21 protein-coding genes are annotated in these 26,738 nt (G+C 59.7%); 3 read left to right on the top strand and 18 right to left on the bottom strand.

The features are described 5' to 3' along the window. Positions 1-40 precede the first annotated feature (40 nt). From B472_RS10460 to B472_RS10400, 13 genes are all read right to left on the bottom strand, one after another. A complete protein-coding gene (locus B472_RS10460) occupies positions 41-1,522 on the bottom strand; it encodes a glutamate synthase subunit beta (protein WP_019426333.1) in 1,482 nt (493 codons plus the stop codon). Between the two features lie 30 nt (positions 1,523-1,552). Further along, positions 1,553-6,244 carry a glutamate synthase-related protein gene (locus B472_RS10455; protein ID WP_019426332.1) on the bottom strand — a complete coding sequence of 1,564 codons (4,692 nt, stop codon included), beginning with the start codon at positions 6,242-6,244 and terminating at the stop codon, positions 1,553-1,555. 132 nt (positions 6,245-6,376) lie between these two features. Next, the gene (locus tag B472_RS10450; RefSeq protein ID WP_019426331.1) at positions 6,377-7,072 is read right to left on the bottom strand and encodes a transposase; all 696 of its coding nucleotides are present in this window, start codon (positions 7,070-7,072) and stop codon (positions 6,377-6,379) included. 50 nt (positions 7,073-7,122) lie between these two features. Next, on the bottom strand, positions 7,123-7,989 hold the full coding sequence (locus tag B472_RS10445; RefSeq protein ID WP_019426330.1) for an SAM-dependent methyltransferase: 867 nt from the start codon (positions 7,987-7,989) through the stop codon (positions 7,123-7,125). After that, entirely contained in the window at positions 7,986-8,540 is a 555-nt protein-coding gene (locus B472_RS10440) for a DUF1415 domain-containing protein (RefSeq protein ID WP_019426329.1), read from the bottom strand. The genes B472_RS10445 and B472_RS10440 overlap by 4 nt, the downstream gene beginning before the upstream one ends. Continuing rightward, positions 8,537-9,799: a CynX/NimT family MFS transporter gene (locus tag B472_RS10435; protein WP_019426328.1), complete on the bottom strand. Its 1,263-nt coding sequence runs from the start codon at positions 9,797-9,799 to the stop codon at positions 8,537-8,539. The genes B472_RS10440 and B472_RS10435 overlap by 4 nt, the downstream gene beginning before the upstream one ends. Next, positions 9,796-10,983 (bottom strand): deoxyguanosinetriphosphate triphosphohydrolase, encoded by a 1,188-nt coding sequence (locus B472_RS10430; RefSeq protein ID WP_081504938.1) that lies wholly within the window; start codon positions 10,981-10,983, stop codon positions 9,796-9,798. The genes B472_RS10435 and B472_RS10430 overlap by 4 nt, the downstream gene beginning before the upstream one ends. Continuing rightward, positions 10,983-12,095 carry a 3-dehydroquinate synthase gene (gene aroB / locus B472_RS10425; RefSeq protein ID WP_019426326.1) on the bottom strand — a complete coding sequence of 371 codons (1,113 nt, stop codon included), beginning with the start codon at positions 12,093-12,095 and terminating at the stop codon, positions 10,983-10,985. Before aroB ends, B472_RS10430 begins: the two co-directional genes overlap by 1 nt. Before the next feature lie 37 nt (positions 12,096-12,132). After that, the gene (locus B472_RS10420) at positions 12,133-12,720 is read right to left on the bottom strand and encodes a shikimate kinase (RefSeq protein WP_019426325.1); all 588 of its coding nucleotides are present in this window, start codon (positions 12,718-12,720) and stop codon (positions 12,133-12,135) included. A gap of 132 nt (positions 12,721-12,852) precedes the next feature. Beyond that, positions 12,853-14,316, bottom strand: coding sequence for a type IV pilus secretin PilQ (locus tag B472_RS10415; protein WP_019426324.1), 1,464 nt, complete (start codon positions 14,314-14,316; stop codon positions 12,853-12,855). Beyond that, on the bottom strand, positions 14,313-15,356 hold the full coding sequence (locus B472_RS10410) for a hypothetical protein (RefSeq protein WP_019426323.1): 1,044 nt from the start codon (positions 15,354-15,356) through the stop codon (positions 14,313-14,315). Before B472_RS10410 ends, B472_RS10415 begins: the two co-directional genes overlap by 4 nt. Next, entirely contained in the window at positions 15,353-16,030 is a 678-nt protein-coding gene (locus tag B472_RS10405; RefSeq protein ID WP_019426322.1) for a hypothetical protein, read from the bottom strand. The genes B472_RS10410 and B472_RS10405 overlap by 4 nt, the downstream gene beginning before the upstream one ends. Beyond that, positions 16,027-16,779, bottom strand: coding sequence for a hypothetical protein (locus tag B472_RS10400; protein ID WP_133176086.1), 753 nt, complete (start codon positions 16,777-16,779; stop codon positions 16,027-16,029). Before B472_RS10400 ends, B472_RS10405 begins: the two co-directional genes overlap by 4 nt. 186 nt (positions 16,780-16,965) lie before the next feature. Here B472_RS10400 and B472_RS10395 point away from each other — a divergent pair, with 186 nt between their 5' ends. Then, positions 16,966-19,356, top strand: coding sequence for a penicillin-binding protein 1A (locus tag B472_RS10395; protein ID WP_019426320.1), 2,391 nt, complete (start codon positions 16,966-16,968; stop codon positions 19,354-19,356). A gap of 23 nt (positions 19,357-19,379) precedes the next feature. On the opposite strand, the gene cyaY is transcribed toward B472_RS10395, so the two are convergent. Next, on the bottom strand, positions 19,380-19,709 hold the full coding sequence (gene cyaY / locus B472_RS10390) for an iron donor protein CyaY (RefSeq protein WP_019426319.1): 330 nt from the start codon (positions 19,707-19,709) through the stop codon (positions 19,380-19,382). Between the two features lie 12 nt (positions 19,710-19,721). On the opposite strand from cyaY, the gene B472_RS10385 reads away from it, so the two are divergent. Then, positions 19,722-20,015 (top strand): lipoprotein, encoded by a 294-nt coding sequence (locus tag B472_RS10385; RefSeq protein ID WP_081504937.1) that lies wholly within the window; start codon positions 19,722-19,724, stop codon positions 20,013-20,015. Then, on the top strand, positions 20,012-21,310 hold the full coding sequence (gene lysA / locus B472_RS10380; protein ID WP_019426318.1) for a diaminopimelate decarboxylase: 1,299 nt from the start codon (positions 20,012-20,014) through the stop codon (positions 21,308-21,310). Before B472_RS10385 ends, lysA begins: the two co-directional genes overlap by 4 nt. Here lysA and B472_RS10375 read toward each other — a convergent pair. The 4 genes from B472_RS10375 to B472_RS10360 form a co-directional block, all read right to left on the bottom strand. Further along, entirely contained in the window at positions 21,307-21,927 is a 621-nt protein-coding gene (locus B472_RS10375; protein WP_040505865.1) for a sulfite oxidase heme-binding subunit YedZ, read from the bottom strand. The genes lysA and B472_RS10375 overlap by 4 nt on opposite strands. Positions 21,928-21,955: 28 nt before the next feature. Beyond that, complete coding sequence (msrP, locus tag B472_RS10370) at positions 21,956-22,951, bottom strand: protein-methionine-sulfoxide reductase catalytic subunit MsrP (RefSeq protein ID WP_019426316.1); 996 nt, start codon at positions 22,949-22,951, stop codon at positions 21,956-21,958. A gap of 161 nt (positions 22,952-23,112) precedes the next feature. Further along, positions 23,113-24,423, bottom strand: a complete 1,311-nt coding sequence (gene ccsB, locus B472_RS10365) for a c-type cytochrome biogenesis protein CcsB (protein WP_019426315.1) — start codon at positions 24,421-24,423, stop codon at positions 23,113-23,115. Next, positions 24,420-26,546: a cytochrome c biogenesis protein ResB gene (locus B472_RS10360; protein ID WP_019426314.1), complete on the bottom strand. Its 2,127-nt coding sequence runs from the start codon at positions 26,544-26,546 to the stop codon at positions 24,420-24,422. Before B472_RS10360 ends, ccsB begins: the two co-directional genes overlap by 4 nt. Positions 26,547-26,738 lie beyond the last annotated feature (192 nt).

Here is a 26,738-nt window from a genome sequence, read left to right as displayed (position 1 = left end):
ACCGGGATATTCGAGGGATTTTACCTAGAACTTATGTTCTTCATCGTGGCAAATCACTGGTCCCCATCAGGAATTCGTCCACAGAACGTGCCGCCTGGCGGCCTTCACGGATGGCCCACACCACCAAAGACTGGCCCCGGCGCATGTCGCCAGCGGCAAACACCTTGGGCACGTTGGTGGCGTAACCGCCCGTGAAATCGGTGCTGGCCTTGGCGTTGCCACGGGCGTCTTTGTCGATGCCAAAGGCGTCGAGCACGGTGGCCACCGGATTGGTGAAACCCATGGCGAGCAGGACCATGTCGGCTTTGTGCTCTTTTTCGGTGCCAGGCACTTCGACCATCTTGCCGTCTTTGAATTCGACCTGCACCGTGGTCAGACCGGTGACTTTGCCCTTTTCACCCATGAAGGCTTTGGTGGAAATGGCGAATTCGCGCTGCAGCAGGCCTTTTTCGGCGCTCTCGTCGTGGCTGGAGCTGGTGCGCAGCTTCATGGGCCAATAAGGCCAAACCAGCGCCTTGTTTTCTTTTTCGGGTGGCTCGGGCATCACCTCGAACTGGGTCACGCTGACAGCGCCATGGCGTGTGCTGGTGCCCACGCAGTCGCTGCCGGTGTCACCACCGCCGATCACGATGACGTGCTTGCCATCCGCGCGCAGTTGGCCTTTGAGCTTGTCGCCCGCATTGACCTTGTTTTGCTGGGGCAGGAATTCCATCGCGAAATGGATGCCGTCCAGGTCGCGGCCGGGCACAGGCAAATCGCGCGATTGCTCTGAACCGCCCGTGAGCAACACCGCGTCGAAGTCTTTCTGGAGTTGCGCCGCGCTGATGGTTTCCTTGGCCCAGTTGGTGACCTTGGAGTCCTTGGGCCACTCACCCACCAACACGCTGGTGCGAATGGTGACGCCTTCGGCTTCCAGTTGCTGAACGCGGCGGTCGATGTGCGTCTTTTCCATCTTGAAGTCAGGGATGCCGTAACGCAGCAAGCCGCCCACGCGGTCGTTCTTTTCAAACAAGGTCACATCGTGACCCACGCGCGCCAACTGCTGGGCCGCGGCCAAGCCTGCGGGGCCTGCACCGATCACAGCCACCTTTTTGCCCGTCTTGACTTTCGCGGGACGGGGTGTGACCCAGCCTTCGGCCCAAGCACGGTCAATGATGGCATGCTCAATCGACTTGATGCCCACGGCGTCATCGTTGAAGTTGACCACGCAAGCTGCTTCGCAAGGTGCGGGGCAGATGCGGCCCGTGAACTCGGGGAAGTTGTTGGTGCTGTGCAGCACCTCGATCGCGTTTTTCCAGTCGCCTTCAAACACCAGGTTGTTGAAGTCCGGAATGATGTTGTTGACCGGGCAGCCGTTGTTGCAAAACGGTGTGCCGCAGTCCATGCAACGCGCCGCTTGTGTTTTGGACTGCTCGGGTGTCAAGCCGATGACGAATTCGCCGTAATTTTTGAGGCGCTCGGTGACGGGCTTGTAGCCCTCTTCGATGCGCTCGAATTCCATGAAGCCGGTGATTTTTCCCATGATGTTTCCTTAGATTCTTGTACCGTGGGTTCAAGCAGCCACAGGCTGGGCAGCCTTGGCGGCCTTCTTGGCATTGATTTCACCCAGTGCGCGCTTGTATTCGTTCGGGAACACCTTCACGAACTTGGCGCGTGCCGTGGCCCAGTGGTCGAGCAACTCGCGGGCACGCTGGCTGCCGGTCCACTTGTGGTGCTCTTCCAGCAGTTTTTTCAGTTGCGCTTCGTCGGCCTGATCGCGGTGCCAGACCTTGCGGTCCACTTGCGCTTCTTGTTCGGCCACGGTCAGCACTTTTTCCATGCTGACCATGGCGGTGTTGCAGCGTGAGGCGAATTCGCCGTCTTCGTCGTACACATAAGCGATACCACCGCTCATGCCCGCGCCAAAGTTGCGGCCCGTCTTGCCCAAGACAGCGACCGTGCCGCCGGTCATGTATTCGCAGCCATGGTCGCCCGTGCCTTCGACCACCGCAGTGGCACCGGACAGACGCACCGCAAAGCGCTCGCCAGCCACGCCCGCAAAGAAGGCTTCACCCGTGGTCGCGCCGTACATGACGGTGTTGCCCACGATGATGTTTTGCGAGGCCACGCCACGGAACTCCAGGCTCGGGCGCACCACCACGCGGCCGCCCGACAAACCTTTGCCGGTGTAGTCGTTGGCTTCGCCAATCAGGTACAGCGTGATGCCCTTGGCCAGGAAGGCGCCAAAGGACTGGCCACCGGTGCCTTCCAATTGAATACGCAGTGTGTCGTCTGGCAGGCCTTCGGGGTGCACCTTGGTCACCGCGCCGGACAACATGGCACCGACCGAGCGGTTCACGTTGCGGGCGACTTCCATGAACTGGACTTTTTCGCCCTTGTCGATGGCGGCACGGCTCTTGGCGATCAGCACGTTGTCCAAGGCTTTCTCCAAGCCGTGGTCTTGCGTGTCCACATGGCGCACAGCCACGGTGGACTCGACCTGTGGCACCGCCAGCAAGCGACCAAAGTCCAGACCCTTGGCTTTCCAGTGCGCCACACCGCTCTTCATGTCGAGCAGGTCGGCACGGCCCACCAAATCGTCGAATTTGGCGATGCCCAACTGGGCCATGATCTGGCGCACTTCTTCGGCAATGAAGAAGAAGTAATTGACGACATGCTCGGGCTTGCCGGTGAACTTGGCGCGCAAAGTCGGGTCTTGCGTGGCCACGCCCACAGGGCAGGTGTTCAGGTGGCACTTGCGCATCATGATGCAGCCCTCGACCACCAGCGGTGCGGTGGCAAAACCGAACTCGTCTGCACCGAGTAAAGCGCCGATGGCGACGTCACGACCGGTCTTCATCTGGCCGTCGGCCTGCACGCGGATGCGACCACGCAGGCCGTTGAGCACCAAGGTCTGCTGGGTTTCGGCCAGACCGATTTCCCATGGCGAGCCTGCGTGCTTGACCGACGACCAGGGCGAAGCGCCTGTGCCGCCGTCGTGGCCAGCGATCACGACGTGGTCGGCCTTGCACTTGGCCACACCGGCGGCGATGGTGCCGACGCCGATTTCGGACACGAGCTTGACGCTGATGTCGCTGTGCGGGGCCACGTTCTTCAAGTCGTGGATCAGCTGGGCCAAATCCTCGATGGAATAGATGTCGTGGTGCGGTGGTGGCGAGATCAAACCGACACCCGGCACCGAGTGGCGCAGCTTGCCGATGTAGTCGGACACTTTGCCACCGGGCAACTGGCCGCCTTCACCCGGCTTGGCGCCCTGGGCCATCTTGATCTGGATCTGGTCGGCGCTGTGCAGGTATTCGGCCGTCACACCAAAGCGGCCAGAAGCCACTTGTTTGATTTTGGAGCGCAGGCTGTCACCGGCGGCCAGCGGCATGTCGACTTCAACGTTTTCTGCACCGATCACGCTCTTCAAGGAATCACCCAACTTGATCGGGATGCCCTTGAGCTCGTTGCGGTAACGGTTGGCGTCTTCACCGCCTTCACCGGTGTTGCTCTTGCCGCCAATGCGGTTCATGGCCACGGCCAAGGTGGCGTGCGCTTCGGTACTGATCGAGCCCAACGACATCGCGCCGGTGGCGAAACGCTTGACGATCTCGGCCGCAGGCTCGACTTGTTCGAGCGGGATGGCTTTGGACGGGTCGATCTTGAACTCGAACAGGCCACGCAGCGTCATGTGGCGTTTGCTTTGGTCGTTGATGATCTGCGCGTATTCCTTGTAGGTGCTGAAGTTGTTGGCACGGGTGGAGTGCTGCAACTTGGCAATCGCATCGGGTGTCCACATGTGCTCTTCACCACGGGCGCGCCAGGCGTATTCGCCGCCAGCGTCCAGCATGGTGGCCAGCAGAGGATCGTCGCTGAAGGCCGCGGTGTGCATGCGGAAGGCTTCTTCGGCGATCTCGAACACGCCGATGCCACCCACGCGGCTGGAGGTGCCGGTGAAGTATTTGTTGATGGTTTCGGTGTTGATGCCGATGGCTTCGAACAACTGCGCACCGCAATACGACATGTAGGTCGACACGCCCATCTTGGACATGATCTTGGACAAGCCCTTGCCGATCGCCTTGATGTAGTTGTAGATGGCTTTGTCGGCGGACAAATCGCCGGGCAGCTCTTTGTGCAAAGCGGCCAGGGTTTCCATCGCCAGGTAGGGGTGGACGGCTTCAGCGCCGTAACCTGCCAGCACGGCAAAGTGGTGCACTTCGCGGGCGGTACCGGTCTCGACGACCAAGCCGGCGGTGGTGCGCAGGCCTGCAGTCACCAGATGCTGGTGAATGGCCGACAGGGCCAACAGTGCGGGCACGGCCACCTGGGTGGCGCTGACGCCGCGGTCGCTGATGATCAGGATGTTGTGGCCGCCCTTGATGGCGTCCACGGCTTCGGCGCACAGCGAAGCCAACTTGGCTTCCACACCTTCACGGCCCCACAACACCGGGTAAGTGATGTCCAGTGTGGCGCTCTTGAACTTGCCCTTGGTGGCCTGGTCAATGTGGCGCAACTTGGCCATGTCGGCGAAGTCCAGGATCGGCTGGCTCACTTCCAGGCGCATCGGCGGGTTGACTTGGTTGATGTCCAGCAAGTTCGGCTTGGGGCCAATGAAGGACACCAGCGACATCACGATCGCTTCGCGGATCGGGTCGATCGGCGGGTTGGTCACTTGCGCGAACAGCTGCTTGAAATAGTTGTACAGCGGCTTGTTCTTGTCAGACAACACGGCCAGCGGGCTGTCGTTGCCCATGGAGCCGATGGCTTCTTCACCCGCCGAGGCCATGGGCGCCAGCAGGAACTTGATGTCTTCTTGCGTGGTGCCAAAGGCTTGTTGCAGATCGAGCAAGGCCACATCGGAAGCGGGGGCCAAAGCGGCTTCGGCCACGTCGTCGAGCTTGATGCGCAGGTTTTCGATCCACTGCTTGTAGGGCTTGGCACTGGCCAGGCCCGCTTTCAGCTCTTCGTCGTTGATCATGCGGCCTTGTTCCAAGTCGATCAGGAACATCTTGCCGGGCTGCAGACGCCACTTGCGCACGATCTTGCTTTCGGGAATCGGCAGCACGCCGGTTTCCGAACCCATGATGACCATGTCGTCGTCGGTGATGATGTAGCGCGAAGGGCGCAGGCCGTTGCGGTCGAGGGTGGCGCCGATCTGGCGGCCATCGGTGAACACGATGGAGGCCGGGCCATCCCATGGCTCCAACATCGCCGCATGGTATTCATAGAAAGCCTTGCGGCGCTCGTCCATGGTGGTGTGCTGCTCCCACGGCTCGGGGATCATCATCATCACGGCCTGGCTGATGGGGTAACCCGCCATGGTCAGCAGTTCCAGGCAGTTGTCAAAGGTGGCAGTGTCGGACTGACCGGCAAAGCTGATGGGGTAGAGCTTTTGCAGGTCGTTGGCCAAGACGGGCGAAGACATCACGCCTTCGCGGGCCTTCATCCAGTTGTAGTTGCCCTTGACGGTGTTGATCTCGCCGTTGTGCGCCACATAGCGGTAAGGGTGGGCCAATGGCCACTCGGGGAAGGTGTTGGTGGAGAAACGCTGGTGCACCAGACCCAGCGCAGAGACGCAGCGCTCGTCTTGCAAGTCCAGGTAATAAGTACCGACCTGGTCGGCCAGCAACAAGCCCTTGTAAACCGCCGTGCGGCTGGACATGCTGGGGATGTAGTACTCGTTGCTGTGCGTCAGATGCAGCGCCTGAATGGCAGCGCTGGCGGTCTTGCGGATCACGTACAACTTGCGCTCCAACGCGTCTTGCACGATGACGTCGGCGCCACGGCCGATGAAAATCTGGCGCATGACCGGCTCTTTCTCGCGCACGGTGGGCGACATGGGCATGTCGCGGTTGACGGGCACATCGCGCCAGCCGAGCACCACCTGGCCTTCGGCCTTGACAGCGCGCTCGAGCTCTTGCTCGCACGCCATGCGGGAGGCGTGTTCTTTGGGCAAGAACACCATGCCCACGCCGTACTCACCAAACGGCGGCAAGGCCACACCTTGCTTGGCCATCTCGTCGCGGTACAAGGCGTCGGGCAACTGAATCAGGATACCGGCACCGTCGCCCATCAGCGCGTCCGCGCCCACCGCACCCCGGTGGTCCAGGTTTTCCAGAATCTTGAGCGCCTGGGTCACGATGGCGTGGGTCTTGTGCCCTTTGATGTGGGCCACAAAGCCAACACCACAAGCATCGTGCTCGTTGGCGGGGTCATACAGACCGGTCGATTGGAAATGTTCTTTTGCACTGGCCGAAGTCATGGGCGCTCCTAAGGGTTTTCACGCAGAGTGGCGAGTGTAGTGCACAGCAGCATCCATGCCAATCTTTTTAATTGGGGTCAGATCCCAATTAATTTGGCTTTTGGCTTCAATGTAATTTAATTGGGGACAGATTCAATCCAAGCGCTTTTTCAAGGGCCGACCCGCTTTGCCAGGCACCAAACGTCGCGACGTGTTCTGCTGCAGCCCCCCTACAAAATCAGCAGATCCCAAAGCCCAGCCCGACAAGGCGCTTTGGGTGAGTTGATTCTGGTCACCTTGCACCAAGCCCGTTTGCACCAGTTCAACATAAGCCGCCTCGCGTGCAAATGGCGTGTTGCCCAAGCCCCAAAACAGGGCATGGGGCTTCAGCCATGGGTCATTCACCTGCCCAATACAGTGCCTGTGGCTGGACCACTTGAAATCAACAGGCTGGGCCACCATCCCCGCACGCACCGGGTTCAGGTCGATGTAAACCATACAAGCCAACAGATAACGTTCCGTCTCAATCAAATTGCTGCGGTAGCGCCCCTCCCAAAGCGTGCCTGTGCGCTGATGTCGCAAATTGAAGTAACGCACATAGGCCCGCCCCACCGCCTGCATCATCTGGGGCAGACCATCGTCTGTTTCTGGGGTGAGCAGCAGATGGAAGTGGTTGTCCATGATCACGTAGGCATGGATGGCCACTTTGAAAGTGAGCGCGTGCTCTTGCCAAAGCGCCAGCAAACGCTCACGGTCGGCATCATCGCGCACGATGGCCTGGCGGTCATTGCCGCGCTGGATGACGTGGTGCGGGTAGGCGGCCACAGTGAGGCGAGGTTGGCGGGCCATGCGGAAACTCCCGAATTGAGAACGCCAGTTTAATGGGGATCTGACCCCAATTAATTCATGGTCAGCGGGTACCGCCCACCCATCGAGTCCTGCACGCCAAACTCCTTGAGCAGCGCCAGCAGGCGCTCGCCGGATGAACGCTTTTTCTGACCGGTGTACTTGGCCAAAATGAGTTCGTTCTTCATCGAGTGCTCCCAGCCCACCAATTCGGTCACGGTGACGGCGTAGCCTTGTGACTCCAGGTACAGGCAGCGCAGCACATTGGTGAGTTGGCTGCCCACTTCGCGGGTGTGCAGGGGGTGACGCCAGAGTTCGGCCAGAGGGGTGCGCTGCAAGTTCAGCGCCTTGTTCTGGTTCAGGGCGCGGGCCAACTCGGCCTGGCAACAGGGCACCAGCACCATGTATTGGGCTTGCTTTTGCAGGCCGAAGGCGATCGCGTCATCGGTGGCGGTGTCGCAGGCGTGCAGCGCAGTGACCACATCGATTTGCGCTGGCAGCACATCGCTTTGCGCCGATTCGGCCACGCTCAGGTTGAGGAACTGCATGCGCTCAAAGCCCAGCCGCTCGGCCAGTGCTTGGGACGAGGCCACCAGTTCGCTGCGGGTCTCGATGCCATAGATCGTGCCTTGACCCAGCGCTTTGAAAAACAGGTCGTAAATGATGAAGCCCAAATACGACTTGCCCGCACCATGGTCGGCCAGCGTCGGGCCGCTGTGGCTGGCGGGCAGCTCGTGCAACAACTTTTCGATGAACTGAAACAGGTGGTAGACCTGCTTGAGTTTGCGGCGTGAGTCTTGGTTGAGCTTGCCCTCGCGGGTCAAGATGTGCAGTTGCTTGAGCAACTCGACCGACTGGCCGGGACGCACTTCAGGAGGCAGCACGGATTCGGCGATGTCCTGGGCAGATCGCTTTTTCATGGGCTTGGGCCCACGTCCAGCTTTTTCCAACCCTCAGCCCCCAGCTTGTCCAGGGTCTCGATGTTGGTTTCGTAAATCATTTCGGCCTCGGGGAACGCCTCGACCGCTCGGTCGATGCTTTCCTCGCGCAGCAGGTGCAGCGTGGGGTAAGGCGAGCGGTTGGTGCAATTGCCGATGTCATCCGGCTCGGTGTCGGCAAACTGGAACTGCGGGTGAAAACTCGCCACCTGAAACACGCCTTCCATGTCGAGCTCTTGCAGCACGGCATCGGCCTCGTCCAGAAAGTCATTGAACTCTAAAAAGTCTTGCAGCATCTGCGGCACGATCAAGAGCACGGTCTCGCGCGCTTCGGCGGGGGTGACGGCCAGCGCTTGCAGTTGCTCAATCAACTCGTCGCGCAAACCTTCCAAACCTTTGGCTTCGCTCAGCACGTAATGGATCTGGCCCTTGACATGCGGCGCTTTGGCAAAAGGGCACAAGTTCAAGCCAATGACGGCGCGTTCAAGCCAGCGCACGGTGTCGGCAATTTCAGGGTTGTTCATGTCGGTCATGGGCGAGATTGTGCCTGTGGCAGCAAGCGCCCCGCCATCCAAGCCAGCACCGCCCCCACCACACAACACCCGACGGTGACCACCGGCGTGAGCTGCCAGCCGCCCGCCCACGCAGCCATAGCCGCCACCGCAGGCGGCCCTGCAAACTGCCCCAAAGCCGACAACTGCTGCACCCAACCCACCGTGGTGGCCACTTGTTGCTCGCCTGGCGCCAAGCGCACCGCCAGGCTGAACAAGGTGCCTGGCACCAATCCGCCCATGCCCGAAAACAACAGCACCCCGGCAAAGCGCAGCCAAGGCAGGCTTTCGGTGAAACTGGCGAAGGCCACCGTGCTGCCCAACGCCATGGCACCAAAGCCCATCCACAGCGTGGCGCGGGGTGCCCAGCCGCGCTGCAGCAAACGGCCAGAGGCCATATTGCCCAGGATGTTGGCAGCTGCCGCCAAGGCCGTGAGCACCCCCAGCAGCGCACCGCTCACGCCAGCCGCGGCATAAATCGACGGCAAAAAGCCCACCACCGACAACCACTGTCCTGAATACATGCCAAAGGTGAGTGCGACCCACCAAGGGCCGGGGGCACTCAAGGTTTGGCGCAGACGCTGCCACGCGCCGTTGGGTGCTTGGCTTGGCGCCACCTGGCGATCTGCCAATGGCCAAGGCGACAAGGAACCCGGTGAATCAAGAGCCAGCACCGCGGGTGGATCGGCAGGCACACAGCGAAGCAGCCACGCCGCCATGGCCAACGACACGGCGGCAAACAGTCCCCACCAAGCACCCCAGCCCCACACCGGGATGAACAGCGGCCCTAGCAGCAAAGCCAGCGCAGTGCCAGTGGGCATGTAAGCGCCCCACCAACCCAACATGCCCGGCAGTTGCGCGGGCGGCACCAATCGGCGAATCAAGGCTGGCGCGGGCAAAGCCACCAGCAAAAACCCCAAACCCTCGATGGCACGCAAGGTCAGCAATGCGCTGACCGAGGTGGCGAATGCGCCCAAGCCACTGGCCAGCGCCAGCAGGCACAAACCGCGCACCATGCTGCGCCGCAGGCCCATGCCATCGGCCCACAGGCCCATGAACACGGCCAAACTCATGCCTGCCAATTGAACCATGGACAACAGGAAACCCGACTGCACCAATGTCAGGCCCAGCTCAGCTTGCAGCGCAGGCAAGGCAGGCGGCAACTTGCCCACTTGCAAAGCCGCCACGCCGCCCGCCAGCACCACAAGCCAAGCGGGCCGGCTGGCTGACACACGACTCACAGCAGCTTGCGCCCCGTCAGGCGTTCGTGTTCGCGCAGGGCAAAGCGGTCGGTCATGCCGGCGATGTAATCGGCCACGGTGCGATGGACATCGGTGGCCGCAGCAAAAACGGCTGGCATTTCAGCCGGTTGGGCCACATATGCCAAAAACAACTCTCGCACCACCTGCTGCGCCTGCCCAGTGGTGTGCATGACCTGCGGATGGCGGTACAGCTGTGCGAACAAAAACTTTTTGAGCTCGCCGCTGCGCGTCTTCATCTCGGTGCTGAAAGCCACCAACGGCCCGGCCAAGCGGGCTTCGGCCAGCGTCCCCACACCCGCCTTGGCAACCGCCTGACGGGTGGTGTCGATCACGTCGTACACCTGGTCACTCAGCATGCGGCGGATGGTTTCATACAGCAGGCGGCGAGGCTTTTCTGACAAGTGCGGATGCTCGGCCAGCGCCTGATCGCGGTAGTGCGCAAACAACTCGACTTGCATCAATTGATCCATGCTGATGAGGCCAGAGCGCACTCCGTCGTCCATGTCGTGCGCGTTGTAAGCAATGGCGTCCGCCAGGTTGCAAAGCTGCGCCTCCAGGCTGGGTTGGGTGCGGTCTATGAAGCGCCGCCCCACCCCGCCTGGCTCGCTCAGCTCCAGATGCTCGGCATGGGCACGCGAGCAGTGTTTGAGCACACCTTCTCGGGTTTCAAAACTCAAGTTCAGACCATCAAATGCGGGGTAGCGCTCTTCCAGTTTATCGACCACGCGCAGGCTTTGCAGGTTGTGCTCAAAGCCACCGTGCTCGGCCATGCATTCGTTCAGCGTGTCTTGTCCGGCATGCCCAAAAGGCGTGTGCCCCAGATCGTGCGCCAGTGCCACGGCCTCGACCAAATCCTCGTTGAGGCCCAAAGCGCGGGCAATGGAGCGGCCCAGCTGCGCAACCTCCAGTGAGTGCGTGAGCCGCGTGCGAAACAGATCGCCCTCGTGGTTCATGAAAACCTGCGTCTTGTAGACCAATCGCCGAAAGGCGGTGGAGTGCACGATGCGGTCGCGGTCGCGCTGAAATGCGTCGCGCGTGGGTGCTGGGGCTTCAGCAAAGCGTCGTCCCCGGGTTTGCGCCGGATCGCAAGCCAAGGCCGACAAGCTGGATGGCCTCTCGCCTCTATCCACCGGCAAAGCCAATGACCCGGTATGCATCGGCATCAGACGCAGCAGGCGTTGATCACCTCGCGCACCATCGCGTCGGGCGCACCGCACACGGTGGCCTTTCCAGGGCCATCGATGACCACGAACTGAATGTCGCCGCCCACCGCTTTTTTGTCCAAGCGCATGTGTTCCATGTAGTGGCCCGCGTTGTCGGCCGCATCCATCACAGGGCCGCGCACCGGCAAGCCCGCTCGTGCGATCAAGGCCCGCAAACGCGCCACAAACGCAGCATCGACATGGCCCAATCGCTGCGAGAGCTCTGCCGCCATGACCATGCCGCAACCCACGGCTTCACCGTGCAGCCAGACGCCAAAGCCCAAACCCGCTTCGATGGCGTGGCCAAAGGTGTGGCCAAAATTCAAGATGGCACGCAAGCCCGCTTCGCGTTCGTCTTGCCCGACGACCCATGCTTTGATTTCACAGCTGCGTTTGACGGCATGGGCCAGTGCGGGCGGATCTTGCGCCATCAGCGCGTCGATGTTCGCCTCGATCCAGTCTAAAAATGCCATGTCGGCGATCGGACCGTATTTGATGACTTCGGCCAAGCCCGCGCTCAGCTCGCGCGGCGGCAAGGTGGCCAAGGTGTTCAGGTCACAGACGACGCGCACCGGTTGGTAAAACGCGCCGATCATGTTTTTGCCCAAGGGGTGGTTGATGGCGGTTTTGCCGCCCACCGACGAATCGACCTGCGACAAGAGTGTGGTCGGTACCTGCACAAAGGGCACGCCGCGCATGTAACTGGCTGCCGCAAATCCAGTCATGTCACCGATGACACCACCGCCCAGCGCAAACAACACCGTTTTGCGGTCGCAAGCTTGGCCCAGCAGTGCATCAAAAATCAGGTTCAGGGTTGGCCAGTCCTTGTGCGCCTCGCCATCGGGCAGCACCACGGTGTGCACCTGCTTGTAATGCGGCGAAATGGCCTGGCGCAAAGCGGCTTCGTACAAGGGGGCAATCGTGTCATTGGTCACGATCATGGCCGTTGTGGCCTTGGGCAAACCCGCCCAGGTTTCGGGACGGCTCAGCAGACCTTGTCCAATTTGGATGTCGTAACTGCGGTCGGCCAGAGAGATGCCAACCGTTTGGAGGGGAGATGTGGACTCGGACATAGCCCCCAAGTGTAGGGGTTTTGGGTCGCGGCGCAGCTCAACGTGGACCGGGGATGGGTCTGAAGTTGGGGTCGGAGGTGGGTGATGGCTCAGAAGCTGGCGGATGGGCAGGCAAATGACCTGCCAACTCCAATTGCATCACGATCATGTTGACCAAGGTGGCCACCGAAGGCCGTCCGGTCTCGATGACAAAATGCGCCACCTCGCGGTACAAAGGGTCCCGGGTGGCATACAAATCGCGTAAGCGCTTGAGCGGGTCATCGACCTGCAACAAAGGCCGCGCGTTGTCATGGCGCACACGGCGAAACACATCCTCAGGCGTGGAACGGAGGTAAATGACCTGTCCCCGGTCATGAAAATGCTGGCGGTTGACTTCGCGCAAAACAGCACCTCCGCCGGTCGCGATCACGCCTTGGTGCGTGTTGCTCAGGTCGTCCAATACCTGTTGCTCCACATCCCGAAACCGGTCTTCTCCCTCGCGCGCAAAAAACTCACGAATTGAGCAGCCCAAGCGGTGTTCGATCACATGGTCCGAGTCCACAAAAGGCACGCCCAATCGCCGAGCCAATTGCCGGCCGATGGTGGTTTTTCCCGAGCCCGGAAGGCCCACAAAGATGATGCGCACGTGAAGTCTCTGACCAAAAACAAAAAGCACCTGTTGGGGGCAGGCGTAACAGCAAGTCGGGCAAGTGTATTCGACCCTTTGGCGCATGCCTGACCACAAGCGCCCAGAACACCACAGCCAGCCAAGTGACTTTCAAGGTGTGGCCACTGCCGGGGCGTCGGCCATGACGCGGGGCGTCAAAAAAATCAACAGTTCGCTGTTGCGCTGCGCCAGATCGCGATTTTTGAACAACCAACCCAGGCCCGGCACACGGCCCAAGCCCGGCACCCTGGCCTCGTTGTCCCGATCGGTCTCTTCGTAAATGCCGCCCAACACCACCGTGCCCCCATCTTCCACCCTGACCTGCGTTTTGACGTGCTTGGTGTTGATGGCAAAACCCGCCGGGGTGATCTGGCCCACGCTGTCGCGGTTGACGTCCACATCCAGCACCACAGAACCGTCAGAGGTGATTTGCGGCGTCACCTCCAGCTTCAAATTGGCTTTGCGAAACGTGATCGATGTCGCCCCACTCGCCGAGGCCGTCTGGTAAGGCAACTCGGTGCCTTGCTCTATCAGGGCCTTGGTCTGGTCAGCCGTCACCACCCGGGGGCGCGAGACCACCTTGCCCCGCCCATCGGCTTCCAAGGCCGATATTTCGACATTGATGAAACGGTCTGCCGCCGCATTGAACAAGGACACGGCAAAAGTGGACGGCGTTTGAAGGGTTTGACCCGCATTGCCTGCCGGCAACCTGACCTGATTGCCCGTGACCACGCCAGGCCCCACCACCGCATTGGTCGCACCCAGCGCTACAGTGTTGCTGCTGCCATGCAGTTGCAAAGGCATGGCCAAACCGGCACCGAGGCGAACCCCCAAAGATTCGCCGAATTGCCGTTCGGCCTCCACGATTCGGGCCTCGATCATGACCTGCCGAACCGGCACATCCAAGCGCTGAATCAAGGCCTCCACATGCACCAAACGCGACGGCACATCGGACACGAACAACTGGTTGGTGCGCGGGTCAAACAACACACTGCCTCGAACGCTCAGCATGCGTCCACCCACGCCAGCCAATCCACCAGGTGCGCCCCCCTGCAGGCGCTGGGCCAAATCACCTGCACGCGCGTGTTGGAGTCGAACCGACAGGATCTGCAAGGGACTGACCGCCTCCAAAGCCGCGCGGGATTCCCATTGCTTTTTTTCACGCGATGCCCATTCATCTTGGGGCGCCACCCACAAGACCCGCCCATCCAGGCGGTAAGCCAATCCTTTGGCCTGCAGAACGATGTTCAAGGCTTGAGGCCACGGCACATCGGACAAGCGCACGGTCACCTGCCCGCTCACCCCGTCCCCAGCCACCAGGTTCAAGCCCGAGAAATCGGCAAACACCTGCAACAAGGTTTTGAGGGGCACATCTTGAAAATTCAGACTGATCGGTTGATCGGCCTTGGGCAAAGTGGGTTCGGGTTGCGATGCGGTGGCTGCCAAAGACAGGCTGGGGACTGTGGGCACGGCCGTTTGCGCCATCAGCAAACCACTGAGGTTGAGCCATGCCAGCCCATGCAGCGCAGACCCATACAGGCGCCAAGGACCAGACCGTGCATGCTTGAATTTCATGGCCCTCTGACCTCCATCGCTATCGACTGGTGGCGACCGCTTGCATCACGCACTTCAATGCCATCTCGGCCAATGCGCCAGACCCGATGCCCCTCTAAACTGAGCTGTCGCCCCTCTTGGATACGAAACCAATGTGTGGCGTTGGCCACCACAGCTTCAGCCTGCTCTCCTTGCCGCCAGATGCCGATCACGCGCAGGGGCAACATGGGCAAACGCTCGGGTTCGCTTGAAAAGATCAGTGTTGGGGGCAAGGGATCCGGGACAACCGCAGATTCGGACACCCCCTCCACAAGCGCGCCAGTGGACGGCAGAACACCCTTTGGCGCCTCTGGGTCCACCTTTGGGCGCCTGTGAAAAGGCCCATCAAAAATCGATGCCGATCCGTTTTGAAGCATGGCCTGAGGCCTCGCGGGTGGTTCAACAGCCAACCACGACCCTTGCTCGGCAGCACCAGACCTTCCAGGTTGGAACCAGACACGCCAGACCACCTCGATGTCTGCACCCAACTTGCCGGAACTGGGCACCACCCGCAAACGATCCATCGACCAGATGGGCCCCATGCTGGCGAGCGAAGCCCACGCCCCCGCCCAATTTTCAAAACGGGCTTGTAAACGCAATGACATGGCCTGACTGGACAATGGCGCCAGCACCAGATCATTGACGGGCTGCATGCCCATTAAGCTGACCCCATGTTGCGCCAAAGTGTTTTGCACATGCGTCCAAAGCAGTTCTTGTTGGTCAGCTGTTGGCAGACGAGAGAGATCCTCTGACTGCACAGGCCCTGCAACTTGGGGCTGCAACACCGGTGCTGCAAACAATTTGGTTTGCAAGGCCTGCACGTCGTTTTTGAGCTGCGCACGTGTCCACCAAATAGGCGCGTGCAGCCACAGGCCCAAGGCCCAGGCCAGCCAACATGCCGCCACCGCAAACCCCCAGCGACGCGCCCACCACCGCAACTGCGCCCGCACGCGAATGCCCCCATCAGGCCCTCCCACACCCCAAGCAACCCACCGAGCACGCAGCCAAGCCAGGTTGTTCATCGCTCATCACCTTTGGCCACGCTTTGAACGCCCGCTGTCAGCGGTTTGAACTTAGGCCATGGACTGACCCAGACGAACTCCACCCCCTGAGGGTGTGTTGCACCGTCCAGGGCTGGCCCTGGTGGGATGTTGACGCTGGTTTGTCGAACCCACTCGGTGGGGGCTGAACCGGGCGTCGCATGCGAGTCGGCTGCTGGCATCACGGATTTCGGCCAGTGCGCTTGCAGCTGGGCCATCAACCGATGCCTTGAAGATTTCAAGGTGTCAAAGTCGCGGCTCCAACCACTGAGCTCCAGTTTTCCGGGCTCCAGTTGCAAACGCGTCAGTCGCCATGTCGCGTTTTGGACCTCGCTGTGCAAGGCTTCGTTCAACCCTGTCCATACATGGTGTTGCTGTGCGATTTGCCAAAGGTGCTGTGTTTGTTGGCGATTGCGGTCTTGTTCAGCAACGCTTTGCTGCGCCAACTTCTGCTGCCGACTGGACGCCAGCCACTGGGCCTGCAGCTCGGTCTGTTGGACGCGCAAACCTTGCACGGATTTTTCAATCGCCCACACGCTGATGCCGGCCATCCATGCCCCCATGGCCAAGCCGGCGAGCGTGGTGAGGATGCGGTGTCGTCTTCGGCGCTGCTGGTGTAGCGCTGGGTAGTTCAACAGATTCCAGGACAAACTCATGTCCAAGCTTTCAGCGCCAAACCAGCCGCCACCAAGCGAGGGCCAGCCGGACTTTGGAGCGCCTCTTGCAGGGCTGGGTCCAGGTTCAGAGGGCTGCGCAAAGCAGTGTCCAGCACATCGGTGCCTGGCAGCAGGGCAAGGTCAAATTGCCAGTCTTGTACAGGACGCGTCAACAAAACAGACAAACCACCACACAGACAAGAAGCGGCTCTTTGAGCGGCCTGCACCTCGGGCTCCACACTGGCCAACTGCCAGCCTGCACGGCGAACGCATTGGTTGAAGCGCTCTATGGACCCTTTGGTGCACGCCACCCATCGCAACTGCTGCTCAGCGGCCCCTGCTGACAAAGGGGTCATTTCCCAATCAAAGCTGATGTCTTGCGGCTCAAGGTCCAATGAACGCGCCGCCTCAAGCTGGACTTCGGCTTCACAATCGGCTGACCCAAGACCCACTGGAATGGCCAAAACACCACCCACCACTTGGTCCATGGCCAGGCCCATACTGACGCGGTGGCGCCCCTGAAAAGCACCTCGAATGGCGCCACTTTGGCGCAAGCCGTGCGAAACGCCGAGCTGATCGTCATCTTCCAACTCACCTGACAAGAACTGAACCGTGTGCACGCCCATCAGGCGAGAAGCCTCTTGACTGAGCCCCAACAACCACCACCCTTGATGGGCCGGCGCCAAGCCCCAAGCTTGCTTGGTGGATCGCCACCCCATACGTTGCTCAAGCCATGTCGCAAACTGCATGCTGTGCCCCTTTGAGAAGTCATCACAAGTCTGTTTGGACATGTTTTGTAACATGAATACGGGTTTTGTTCTTATTTTTTTATTACCAAATAGCTCATTAAGCAGAAGATTGCCCCCAAGCCAGGCCTCTGTTTTTTTATAATGTGAAGCAGCCTGTACTTTGCAGTCTGCCCCAGCCAACCACCTATGCCCTCCAAAGACAAGCCCGCAACGCCCTCCAACCCGCCCACAGGCGCCAACACATCTTCAGGCTGGGTTGCGTTGATTTTCAAGATGGGTTTATGGGCCGCCGGACTGCTGGCCGCAGGACTGGCCAGTCTGTTGATGGTGGTCGGTGTGGCCATGGTCATGGCCTACCCCAACTTGCCCGATATCTCGGACCTGGCCGAGTACAAACCCAAACTGCCGCTTCGGGTCTTCACGGCCGATGGCCAGTTGATGGGCGAGTTTGGCGAAGAGCGCCGCAACCTCACCCCCATCAAAGACATTCCCAAAGTCATGAAAGACGCGGTTTTGTCGATCGAAGACAACCGCTTTTACCAACATGGCGGCGTGGACTATTTGGGCATTTTGCGGGCAGGTATCGCCAACATGGGCCGACTCAAAAGCCAAGGCGCCTCCACCATCACCATGCAGGTGGCGCGCAATGTTTACCTCTCGTCTGAGAAAACCTACACCCGCAAAATTTATGAAATTTTGCTGACCTACAAGCTGGAGCATTTGCTGACCAAAGATCAGATTCTGGAGATCTACATGAACCAGATCTTCTTGGGCAACAGGGCTTATGGCTTTGCCTCGGCTTCAGAAGCTTACTTTGGCAAAGCGCTGAAGGACATCACCATCGCAGAAGCCGCCATGTTGGCGGGCTTGCCCAAAGCGCCCTCGGCCTTCAACCCGATCGTGAATCCCAAACGCGCTCGTTCGCGTCAGCTGTACATCATTGAGCGCATGGAAGAAAACGGCTACATCACCGCCAAACAAGCTGCGGTGGCCAAAGCCGAGCCTTTGCGCCTTCGCTCAGCTGCCGACAGGAAAAATTTGCACGCTGAATTTGTGGCCGAAACCGTGCGGCAAATGGTCTATTCGCAGTACGGCGAAGAGACCTACACACGCGGCATCAACGTCTACACCACCTTGCAATCGGCCGAGCAAATGGCCGCCTACCGCGCGCTGCGGCAGGGCCTGATGGACTTTGAACGCCGGCAGGTTTACCGGGGTCCAGAGAAGTTCATCCAACTGCCCAACGATCCCAAACTGGCTGAAGACGCCATTGACGACGCCCTGGAAGACCATCCGGACAATGGTGACGTCATGTCGGCCGTGGTGCTGCAGGCTTCGCCCACCAAAGTGGTGGTGGTTCGCCAAAACAGCGAACAAATCACCATCACAGGCGCCGGACTGGTGCCCGCCCAATCCGGGCTGTCGGACAAAGCCCCATCGTCCAAGCAAATCCGCAAAGGCGCCGTGATTCGCATCGTCCAAGCAGCCAACGGCAACTGGGAAATCACGCAGTTGCCTGAAGTCGAAGGCGGCTTGGTCGCCATGACGCCTCAGACTGGCGCCATCAGGGCCTTGGTGGGCGGGTTCGACTTTGCCAAAAACAAGTTCAACCACGTCACCCAAGCTTGGCGCCAACCCGGCTCAAGCTTCAAGCCGTTTATTTACTCCGCCTCTCTCGAAGCCGGTCTTCGTCCTGCCACACAAATCAACGACTCGCCGCTGTTTTTTGACGGTGGCGTGACCGGCGGCCAACCCTGGGAACCCAAAAATTACGACGGCAAATTTGACGGTCCCATGAGCATGCGCACCGGCTTGGCCAAATCCAAAAACATGGTGTCCATCCGCATCTTGCAAGCCGTAGGGCCTCGCGCCGCCCAAGAATGGGTCACGCGTTTTGGTTTTGACGAAGACAAGCACCCACCCTACCTCACCATGGCGCTGGGTGCAGGCTCTGTCACGGTCATGCAAATGGCCACGGGCTATTCCGTATTTGCCAATGGCGGCTACTTGGTGCGCCCCCACCTGATCACACGCATCACCGATTACAAAAATCGTGTTTTGGTGGAAAGCCCCCCCAAAGCACCCACCGAGGATGTCCCCCGTGCCATTCCCGAACGCAACGCTTTTGTCATGAGCAGCTTGCTGCAAGAAGTCACGCGCTCAGGCACTGCGGCTCGCGCGCAATCTCTCTTGAAAAGGCAAGATGTTTACGGCAAAACAGGCACCACCAACGATGCCATGGATGCCTGGTTTGCGGGTTACCACCCCAATATGGCGGCCGTGGTCTGGATCGGTTACGACACACCCCGCAAATTGGGTGACCGTGAAACTGGCGGTGGACTGAGTCTGCCGGTCTGGATCAAATTCATGGAGACCGCTTTACAAACCCAGCCATCGACCACACTGCGTGTGCCAGAAGGTGTGGTGCAATCTGGCGGGGACTGGGCTTACGCCGAGTTCACCGGGGATGCGGGCGTCAGCGCCTTGGGCATGGAGCCTGTGGGTGGGGGATCCAAGCCCGGCAGCATGCCGCCTGTCGATGAAAAAAGGCGCATTCTGGATCTGTTCCGCCAATGATGGCAGCCGAGGTGCCAGGCGCGTCAGGGCTTGAAAACCAAGGGCTTGCCAGACTGCTCTGAGGCATAACGCGACAAGCTGTGCCAAAACTCGCCCTGGCCCTTGGTGTCTTGCCAAACCGTGCCGTCGAACTTGTAGTGAAAACCACCGCAACGTGCAGCCAGCCACACCTCATGCAAAGGTTTTTGCAAATTGACGATGATCTGACTGCGGTTGGCAAAGGTCAGCGTCACCATGCCCCCCACGCGCTGGTTGTCAATGTCCACATCGGCATCGTCGTTCAGCGTGTCGCAGCTGTTTTCTATCCCCGCCAACAGGCGTTCAGCTTGGTCCAAAAATTCGAGGTCGGTCATTACAATCGCTGCATGTTGAAGGTACAGAAGATTTTAGTCACCACGCTTGTCCTTGTTGGCAGTGCGGCCGTATTGAGCGGCTGTGGCCAAAAGGGTCCTTTGCGCGCACCGGATTCACCCGCTTCTGTGAACAGGGCTACTTTGCCCCAGTCACTGAACCCCTGGCATGACCCATCGACGGGACAAACTCAGCGCCGGGCACCTGACTCATCCACCCTGATGCCAACGCTACGTCCGCCTCCTTCGGTGGCACCCGACACCCACTTTTTGACCTCACCTTCGGCCTCTGATGCCGCCACACGATGAACGCCCCTGCCGCCCTCAAAACCTTGCCCGGACAACCGCACATCGCCTACCAAAACGATGAACTGATGGTGGAAGGCGTGCGCTTGTCAGATTTGGCCCGTGAGTACGGCACCCCCTTGTTTGTGTACTCCAAAGCCGCCATGTTGTCGGCCCTGGGTGCTTACCAGCGCGGCTTTGCCGGACGCCAAGCACAAATTTGCTATGCCATGAAGGCCAACTCCAGCCTGGCGGTGTTGCAAGTTTTTGCCGATGCAGGCTGCGGCTTTGACATCGTTTCGGGCGGTGAGTTGGCCCGCGTCTTGGCAGCAGGTGGCGATCCGGCCAAAGTGATCTTTTCTGGCGTTGGCAAAACCCGCGCCGAAATGAAACAAGCGCTGCAAATCGGCATTGGCTGCTTCAACGTCGAAAGCGAAGCCGAGCTGGATGTGCTCAGCCAAGTGGCCGTCAGTGCTGGCAAAAAAGCACCGGTCAGCCTGCGCGTCAACCCCAATGTGGATCCCAAAACGCACCCTTACATCTCGACAGGCCTCAAAGGCAACAAATTTGGCATCGCGCACGAAGACACATTGCGCGCCTACCGCCATGCCGCCAGCTTGCCGGGGCTGCACGTGGTGGGCATTGACTGCCACATTGGCTCGCAAATCACCGACACCACGCCCTACCTGGACGCCATGGACCGCGTGCTCGACTTGGTCGCGGAGATCGAAGCCGCTGGCATTCCGATCCACCACATCGATTTTGGGGGTGGCTTGGGCATCAACTACAACGGCGACACCCCCCCTGAAGCCGACGCGCTGTGGGCGCAGCTCTTGGCCAAACTCGATGCGCGTGGCTACGGCCAGCGCCAGCTCATGATCGAGCCCGGTCGCTCTTTGGTGGGCAATGCTGGCGTGTGCTTGACCGAGGTCATGTACCTCAAGCCAGGCGAGCAAAAGAACTTTTGCATCGTCGATGCTGCCATGAACGACCTGCCCCGTCCTGCCATGTACCAAGCCTTTCACCAAATCGTGCCGGTCACACCGCGATGGGGGGCAGATGCTGGCGACAGTGTGCTGTACGACGTGGTCGGCCCTGTGTGCGAAAGCGGTGACTGGATCGGCCGCGACCGACAACTGGTGGTGCAGACCGGCGACACGCTGGCGGTGCTCTCCGCTGGCGCTTACTGCATGAGCATGGCCAGCAACTACAACACCCGGGGTCGTGCGGCCGAGATCCTGGTCGATGGCACACGCGCTCACCTGATCCGCCAGCGCGAATCGGCGTTTGACACCTTTGCGCTGGAGCAGTTGGTTTAAACACCTCTTGTTGGCGGCCTTGGCTTCATCAACACCCTGTAAAGCCGCCAACCCAGCAAAACCCCCAAGATGGCGGCATACACCAGCACCTCGTCAAAGTCCTGTTTGCCCGCACGCATCCACCAAAAGTGCAACACGGCCAGAACGGCAACCAGGTAAACGCCTCGGTGCAACATTTGCCAGCGCTTACCGCCCAGCCAGCGCATGGCGCGGTTGAAAGAAGTGGCGGCCAATGCCAACAAAATCACAAAGCCACTGAAACCCAACCAAATAAATGGGCGCTTGACGATGTCTTGCAGCATGTCCGCCAGATCAAACCCCATGTCAAACCAGGCATAACTCAGCATGTGCAAGCTGGCGTAGAAAAAAACCAGCAGGCCCAACAGGCGCCGAAACCTGACCAACTCGGGCCAACCCAGCCAGGTACGCAAGGGGGTCACGGCCAGAACGACACACAGGCCTCGCAGTGTCCAGTCACCCGTGGCCCGGATCAAGGCTTCGGCCGGGTTGGCGCCCAATTGGTCGTACAGCGTCTGCCACACCAACCACGCCAAGGGCATCAAACCGATCAGCAACAACACCCACCCAGCAGCAAAATGACGCAGCGCGGCTCTCATGACCTCAAAAGAAACGCTGCCGACCACATCAGAAGAACTTTTTCAAATCCATGCCGGCGTACAACTGGCCCACTTGGGTCTCATACCCATTGAACATCAAAGTCTTGCGTTTTTTGGCCAACAGACCGTCTTCGCCGATGCGCCTCTCGGTCGCCTGACTCCAGCGCGGATGGTCCACCAGAGGGTTCACATTGGAGTAAAAACCATACTCTTGCGGCGCCGATTTTTCCCACGAAATCACCGGTTGTTTGTCGGTGAAGCGGATCTTGACCAAACTCTTGCCACTCTTGAAGCCGTACTTCCAGGGCACCACCAAACGCAGCGGTGCACCGTTTTGCTTGGGCATGACTTCGCCATACATGCCAAAGGCCAACAAGGTCAATGGGTGCATGGCTTCGTCCATGCGCAGCCCCTCCAAATAAGGCCAATCCACCACACCACCCCGCACTCCAGGCATGGTTTTCGGGTCGGCCAAAGTCACGAATTCCACGTACTTGGCACCTGGCAAAGGCTCCACGCGGCGAATCAAATCGGCCAAGGAATACCCCACCCAAGGGATCACCATGGACCATCCTTCGACACAACGCAGGCGGTAGATGCGCTCTTCCATGGCGCCCCACTTCATCATGTCTTCCAGATCCACGCGACCCGGCTTCTTGACCAGCCCCTCGATCTCTACGCTCCAAGGGTCGGTTTTGAGCGTGTGCGCCCGCTTGGCCGGATCGGCTTTGTCGGTGCCAAACTCATAGAAGTTGTTGTAGGTGGTGGCATCTTTGTAAGGTGTGAGCTTGTCCATGACCACGCCGCCTGGGAGCTTGGTCGGCACAGAGGCCAAAGGTGGCAACTGTCCCGGCCTGGCCATCTGGGCGCGCGCATCGCGCACACCCCAAGCGGCCAAAGCCAAGCCTGCCGAGCCCATGGCCGCCTGACGAATCAGTGCCCTTCGTTGCAAATACACCGCTTCTGGCGTGATTTCACTGCTCACAGGGTGCTGAAAACCGGAGCGGGAAGATAAGAAGATCATGGTTTAACCTTTAAGTCACGCTGTGATTGTGAACTTTTCGGCCGCCAGCTGCAAAGAACCGGTCATTTCAAAGATGATTGGTCCTGCGCCACAGTCAAGGCTTGCCCGTGATGGTCATGCGTGGAAAAAACCTGCCCCGTGGTACCGGCAGCGGCCCCGAATCAGAGCGTGCCGTAACTGTGCAGGCCGCTCAAGAACATGTTCACACCCAAGAAGGCAAAGGTGGTGATGCCCAAGCCCACCAAAGCCCACCAAGCGGCCACGGTGCCACGCAAGCCCTTCATCAGGCGCATGTGCAGCCAAGCGGCGTAGTTCAACCAGACGATCAGGGCCCAGGTCTCTTTCGGGTCCCAGCTCCAGTAACCACCCCAGGCTTCTGCCGCCCACAAAGCGCCCAGCACGGTGGCGATGGTGAAGAAGGCAAAGCCCACGGCGATGGACTTGTACATCACATCGTCGAGGATTTCATAGGAAGGCAGCCGCTCGGCAATGCGTCGGCGGCCCAGCAAAATGCCCGCCACAATGAAGGCGGAGATCCCGAAGTAAACCATCCAATAGCTGCTGGTCTGGTCGTTGGCAGACTGGCGGAACACCACCGGCTCAAAGCACAGCACAATGCCCAGCAGCCACAAAGGCGCCAGTTTGTACCAACGGGTTTCGGTCGCTTGTTGCTTGATCAGGTAGGCAAAGGCCACCATGGCCGCCAAGGCAAAGGTGCCGTAACCAATGAAGTTGGCCGGAACGTGCACCTTCATCCACCAGCTCTTGAGGGCGGGCACCAAAGGTTGAATCTCATGCGCCTCACGCACCAGCGTGTACCACAGCAAAAAGCCCACGGCCGCACTCACCACCAACATGACGAATGCGCCCAGAGCACGGGTCTTGTATTGCGCTTCGTAGTACAGGTAAAAAGCCGCCGTCATCCAGCAAAACATGACGAAGACTTCGTACAAGTTGCTCACCGGGATGTGCCCAATATCGGGGCCCAACTGGTGGCTTTCGTACCAACGCACCAAGGTGCCGATCAGGGCCAAGCCCACCGCCACCCAAGCCATGCGCGAACCCAAAGACTCCATCGCGTCGGCCTGACTCCGGATAAAAATGCCCGCCCAATAAAAGACGGTGCTGATGAAGAACAGCATGCTCATCCACAGGATGGCCGACTGGCTGGACAAAAAGTACTTGAGCCAAAACACCTGCTCTGCCCGTGCCAGGTCGCCTTGGTAAAGGTAGATCGCCAGCAAGGACAAACCCGTCACCACCAGCATCAAGGTGCGCAAGGGTCGCCAAAACCAGGCCAACCAAATCACTGCAGGCAAGCTGCCAATCAGGATGGCTTGCTCGTACACGTCCATGGCCTGCTGATAACGGCTGAAGGCGAATACGGTGCCCAACAAGGCCAGCACAGCAAAGCCCCAGTCCAGCGCCGAACGGCTGGAAAAGTAGCCTGGATTCAAAGTGACTGTGGTCATGGTGTTTTCTCGGAGCGGCCCAACAATCGGGCGGTCAATTGGTCAAATTCACGGTCCACGTCCATGGTCTTGCGGTTGGACGACAAAGCCATGTTCGCTTGGGCACCGCCACCTTGCGGCGACAGCCAGACCCACAGGCGACGGTCTCGAACATACAGCATTGCAAAAATACCGAGGATCAAAAGGGCACAGCCCAGGTACACGATGGACTGGCCAGGCGCCCTGGCCACTTGGAACACGCTGGCTTGGACCTGCTTGAAGTCTTTCAGTAAAAACGTCATCGGCGCGGCGTAAAAGGGCGCATCGGACAAGGCCAATACGGCCTGCGTCATGAATCCTTGAACTAGCTCTGGCGGCATCGGTTTGGCACCTGCTTGCTCACGCGCCACGGCGTCCAGCTCGTACAAGGCGCCGTTCAAAATGCGGACAAACATTTCTCCTGCGCGGGCACGTTCGGCCTCAGGCACATTCGACTCCAAAAAGTCAGCCAAAGCCTGCAAGCCCGAAACCTGCTTGCCCTGTACCTGCTCCAAACCCGCAAACAGGCCCAAAGAACGGGCTGCCGAATCGGCCAGTTGCTGAGTCAACTCCGGACGCTGCGGGTCAACGGCCTTGCGCGCGTAACGCTGCACCGCGCGGTTGCGCAGCTCGGTCGTTTCAAGTGCGGCGCGCAAACGGATGAAGCCGGTCAACTCGCTGTTTTCATCGGCAGGTGGACGCAGGTAACGGAAAGGCTCGCTGGGCGTCTCACGCATGCCCAACAAGAACACGGGCACACCGTCGCCCGTGTCCACGGGCAACATGTAGTTGTTGTATTCGCGGGCTTGGCCAGCACCATCGCGCAATTTGTAACTCACGCTGGGGCCCACATTGCGCAACTCTTTGGTCTGGGTGGTTTTATTGCCCGCCCCCAAACGCTCATCGATGGCGCTGCGCAAATCGACCTTGCGCACATCCACCGCCGTGCCTTGAGCGCCCTCACCGCCCGACATGTTTTCGACGTTGATCACCCGCAGCCCGGTGAACTCCAAGCTCAGTTTCTCATTGCCATTGGTCAAATCCGTGCTGCCGCCGATGGTGCCTTCCACCTCAAACGCCTTGGTGGCTGCTGCCATGGGCACCGCTTGCAAAGTGACCTGCGAGCCACCATCGTCAAAGCTGGACTGGTAAATGTTGATGCCCTTGAAGCTGGCCGGATGGTTCACCTCGACACGGGCCTCGCGTTTTTCGCCCGTGGCCTTGTCATGGATGATGATGTCGCTGGCAAACAGCTTGGGCATGCCGGTCGAGTAGTACTCGACGATGAACTTTTTCAGCTCGATCACAAAGGGCAACTCTTGCAGCAAGATGCCGTTGGATTGGTACAAGATCGCCGTGCCCGACGCGGTGTCTTCGGCCACCAACAAATTGCCCCTGAAAGCCAAATTGCGCTCAGACAAGCGGTGCTGTTCAGGCACATCGGCAATCAAGCCACCGCCGTTGTAAATTGCCTTGCCGCCAAACCACATCTGGGCGCGCACCGCCAGGTCGCCGTCCAGCAAACCGCCCACACACACCAACACGATGGCCGAGTGTGCAGCGATGTAACCGATCTTGTTGGCAGCCCCCGCCTTGGCCGCCAACATCCAGCCCTTGCCCGCTGGGGTATCGCGCTCTTGCAGCTTGACCTTCCAGCCGCCTGTGGCCAGCAAAGCCCCCAAGCGTTTGGCGGCGACCTCAGGCGCTTCATCCAGATGGCCGTCGGCCTTGTGGTGGAAGGCCTTGAGGCTTTGCTCGCGGATGTTTTCTTTGTAGTTTTTGAGGTCCACCAAGATCTTGGGGGCATTGCGGGCAATGCACAAACTGGTGCTGATGACCAAGAAAGCCAGAATCAGTAAAAACCACCAGGCGCTGTAGACCGAATTGAGCTTGAGGGTGGCAAACAATTCGGCCCAAAACGGCCCAAATTGGTTGATGTAGTTGTTGGTGGGCTCGTTTTGCTTGAGCACGGTGCCGATCACCGAAGCAATGCAAATGACCGTCAGCAGCGAAATCGCGAACCGCATGGACGACAGCAGTTCGATCACGGCCTGCCTTCGAGGGGAGCCGCGCTCGGAATCTGGGCTGGAAGCAACAGTCGTCATGGGGTGTTTAAAAAAAGCGACGCGCCCTCGGGGGCAAAAGGTGAAATTCAGAAACAACAAAGGCCGGAAACCCAGCCTTTGTGCGTGTCATATCAGCCGATGCTTAATTGTGCCGCAGACTCGGTGCCAACGGTACAAAACCCCCAGGTGCGTACAGGGCAAAACCGCTGCACGCAGGACACTCGGCGGACC

This window comes from Limnohabitans sp. Rim28 (assembly GCF_000293865.2).
GTDB lineage: Bacteria > Pseudomonadota > Gammaproteobacteria > Burkholderiales > Burkholderiaceae_C > Limnohabitans_A.
This window is presented reverse-complemented; position numbering and strand designations above follow the sequence as displayed.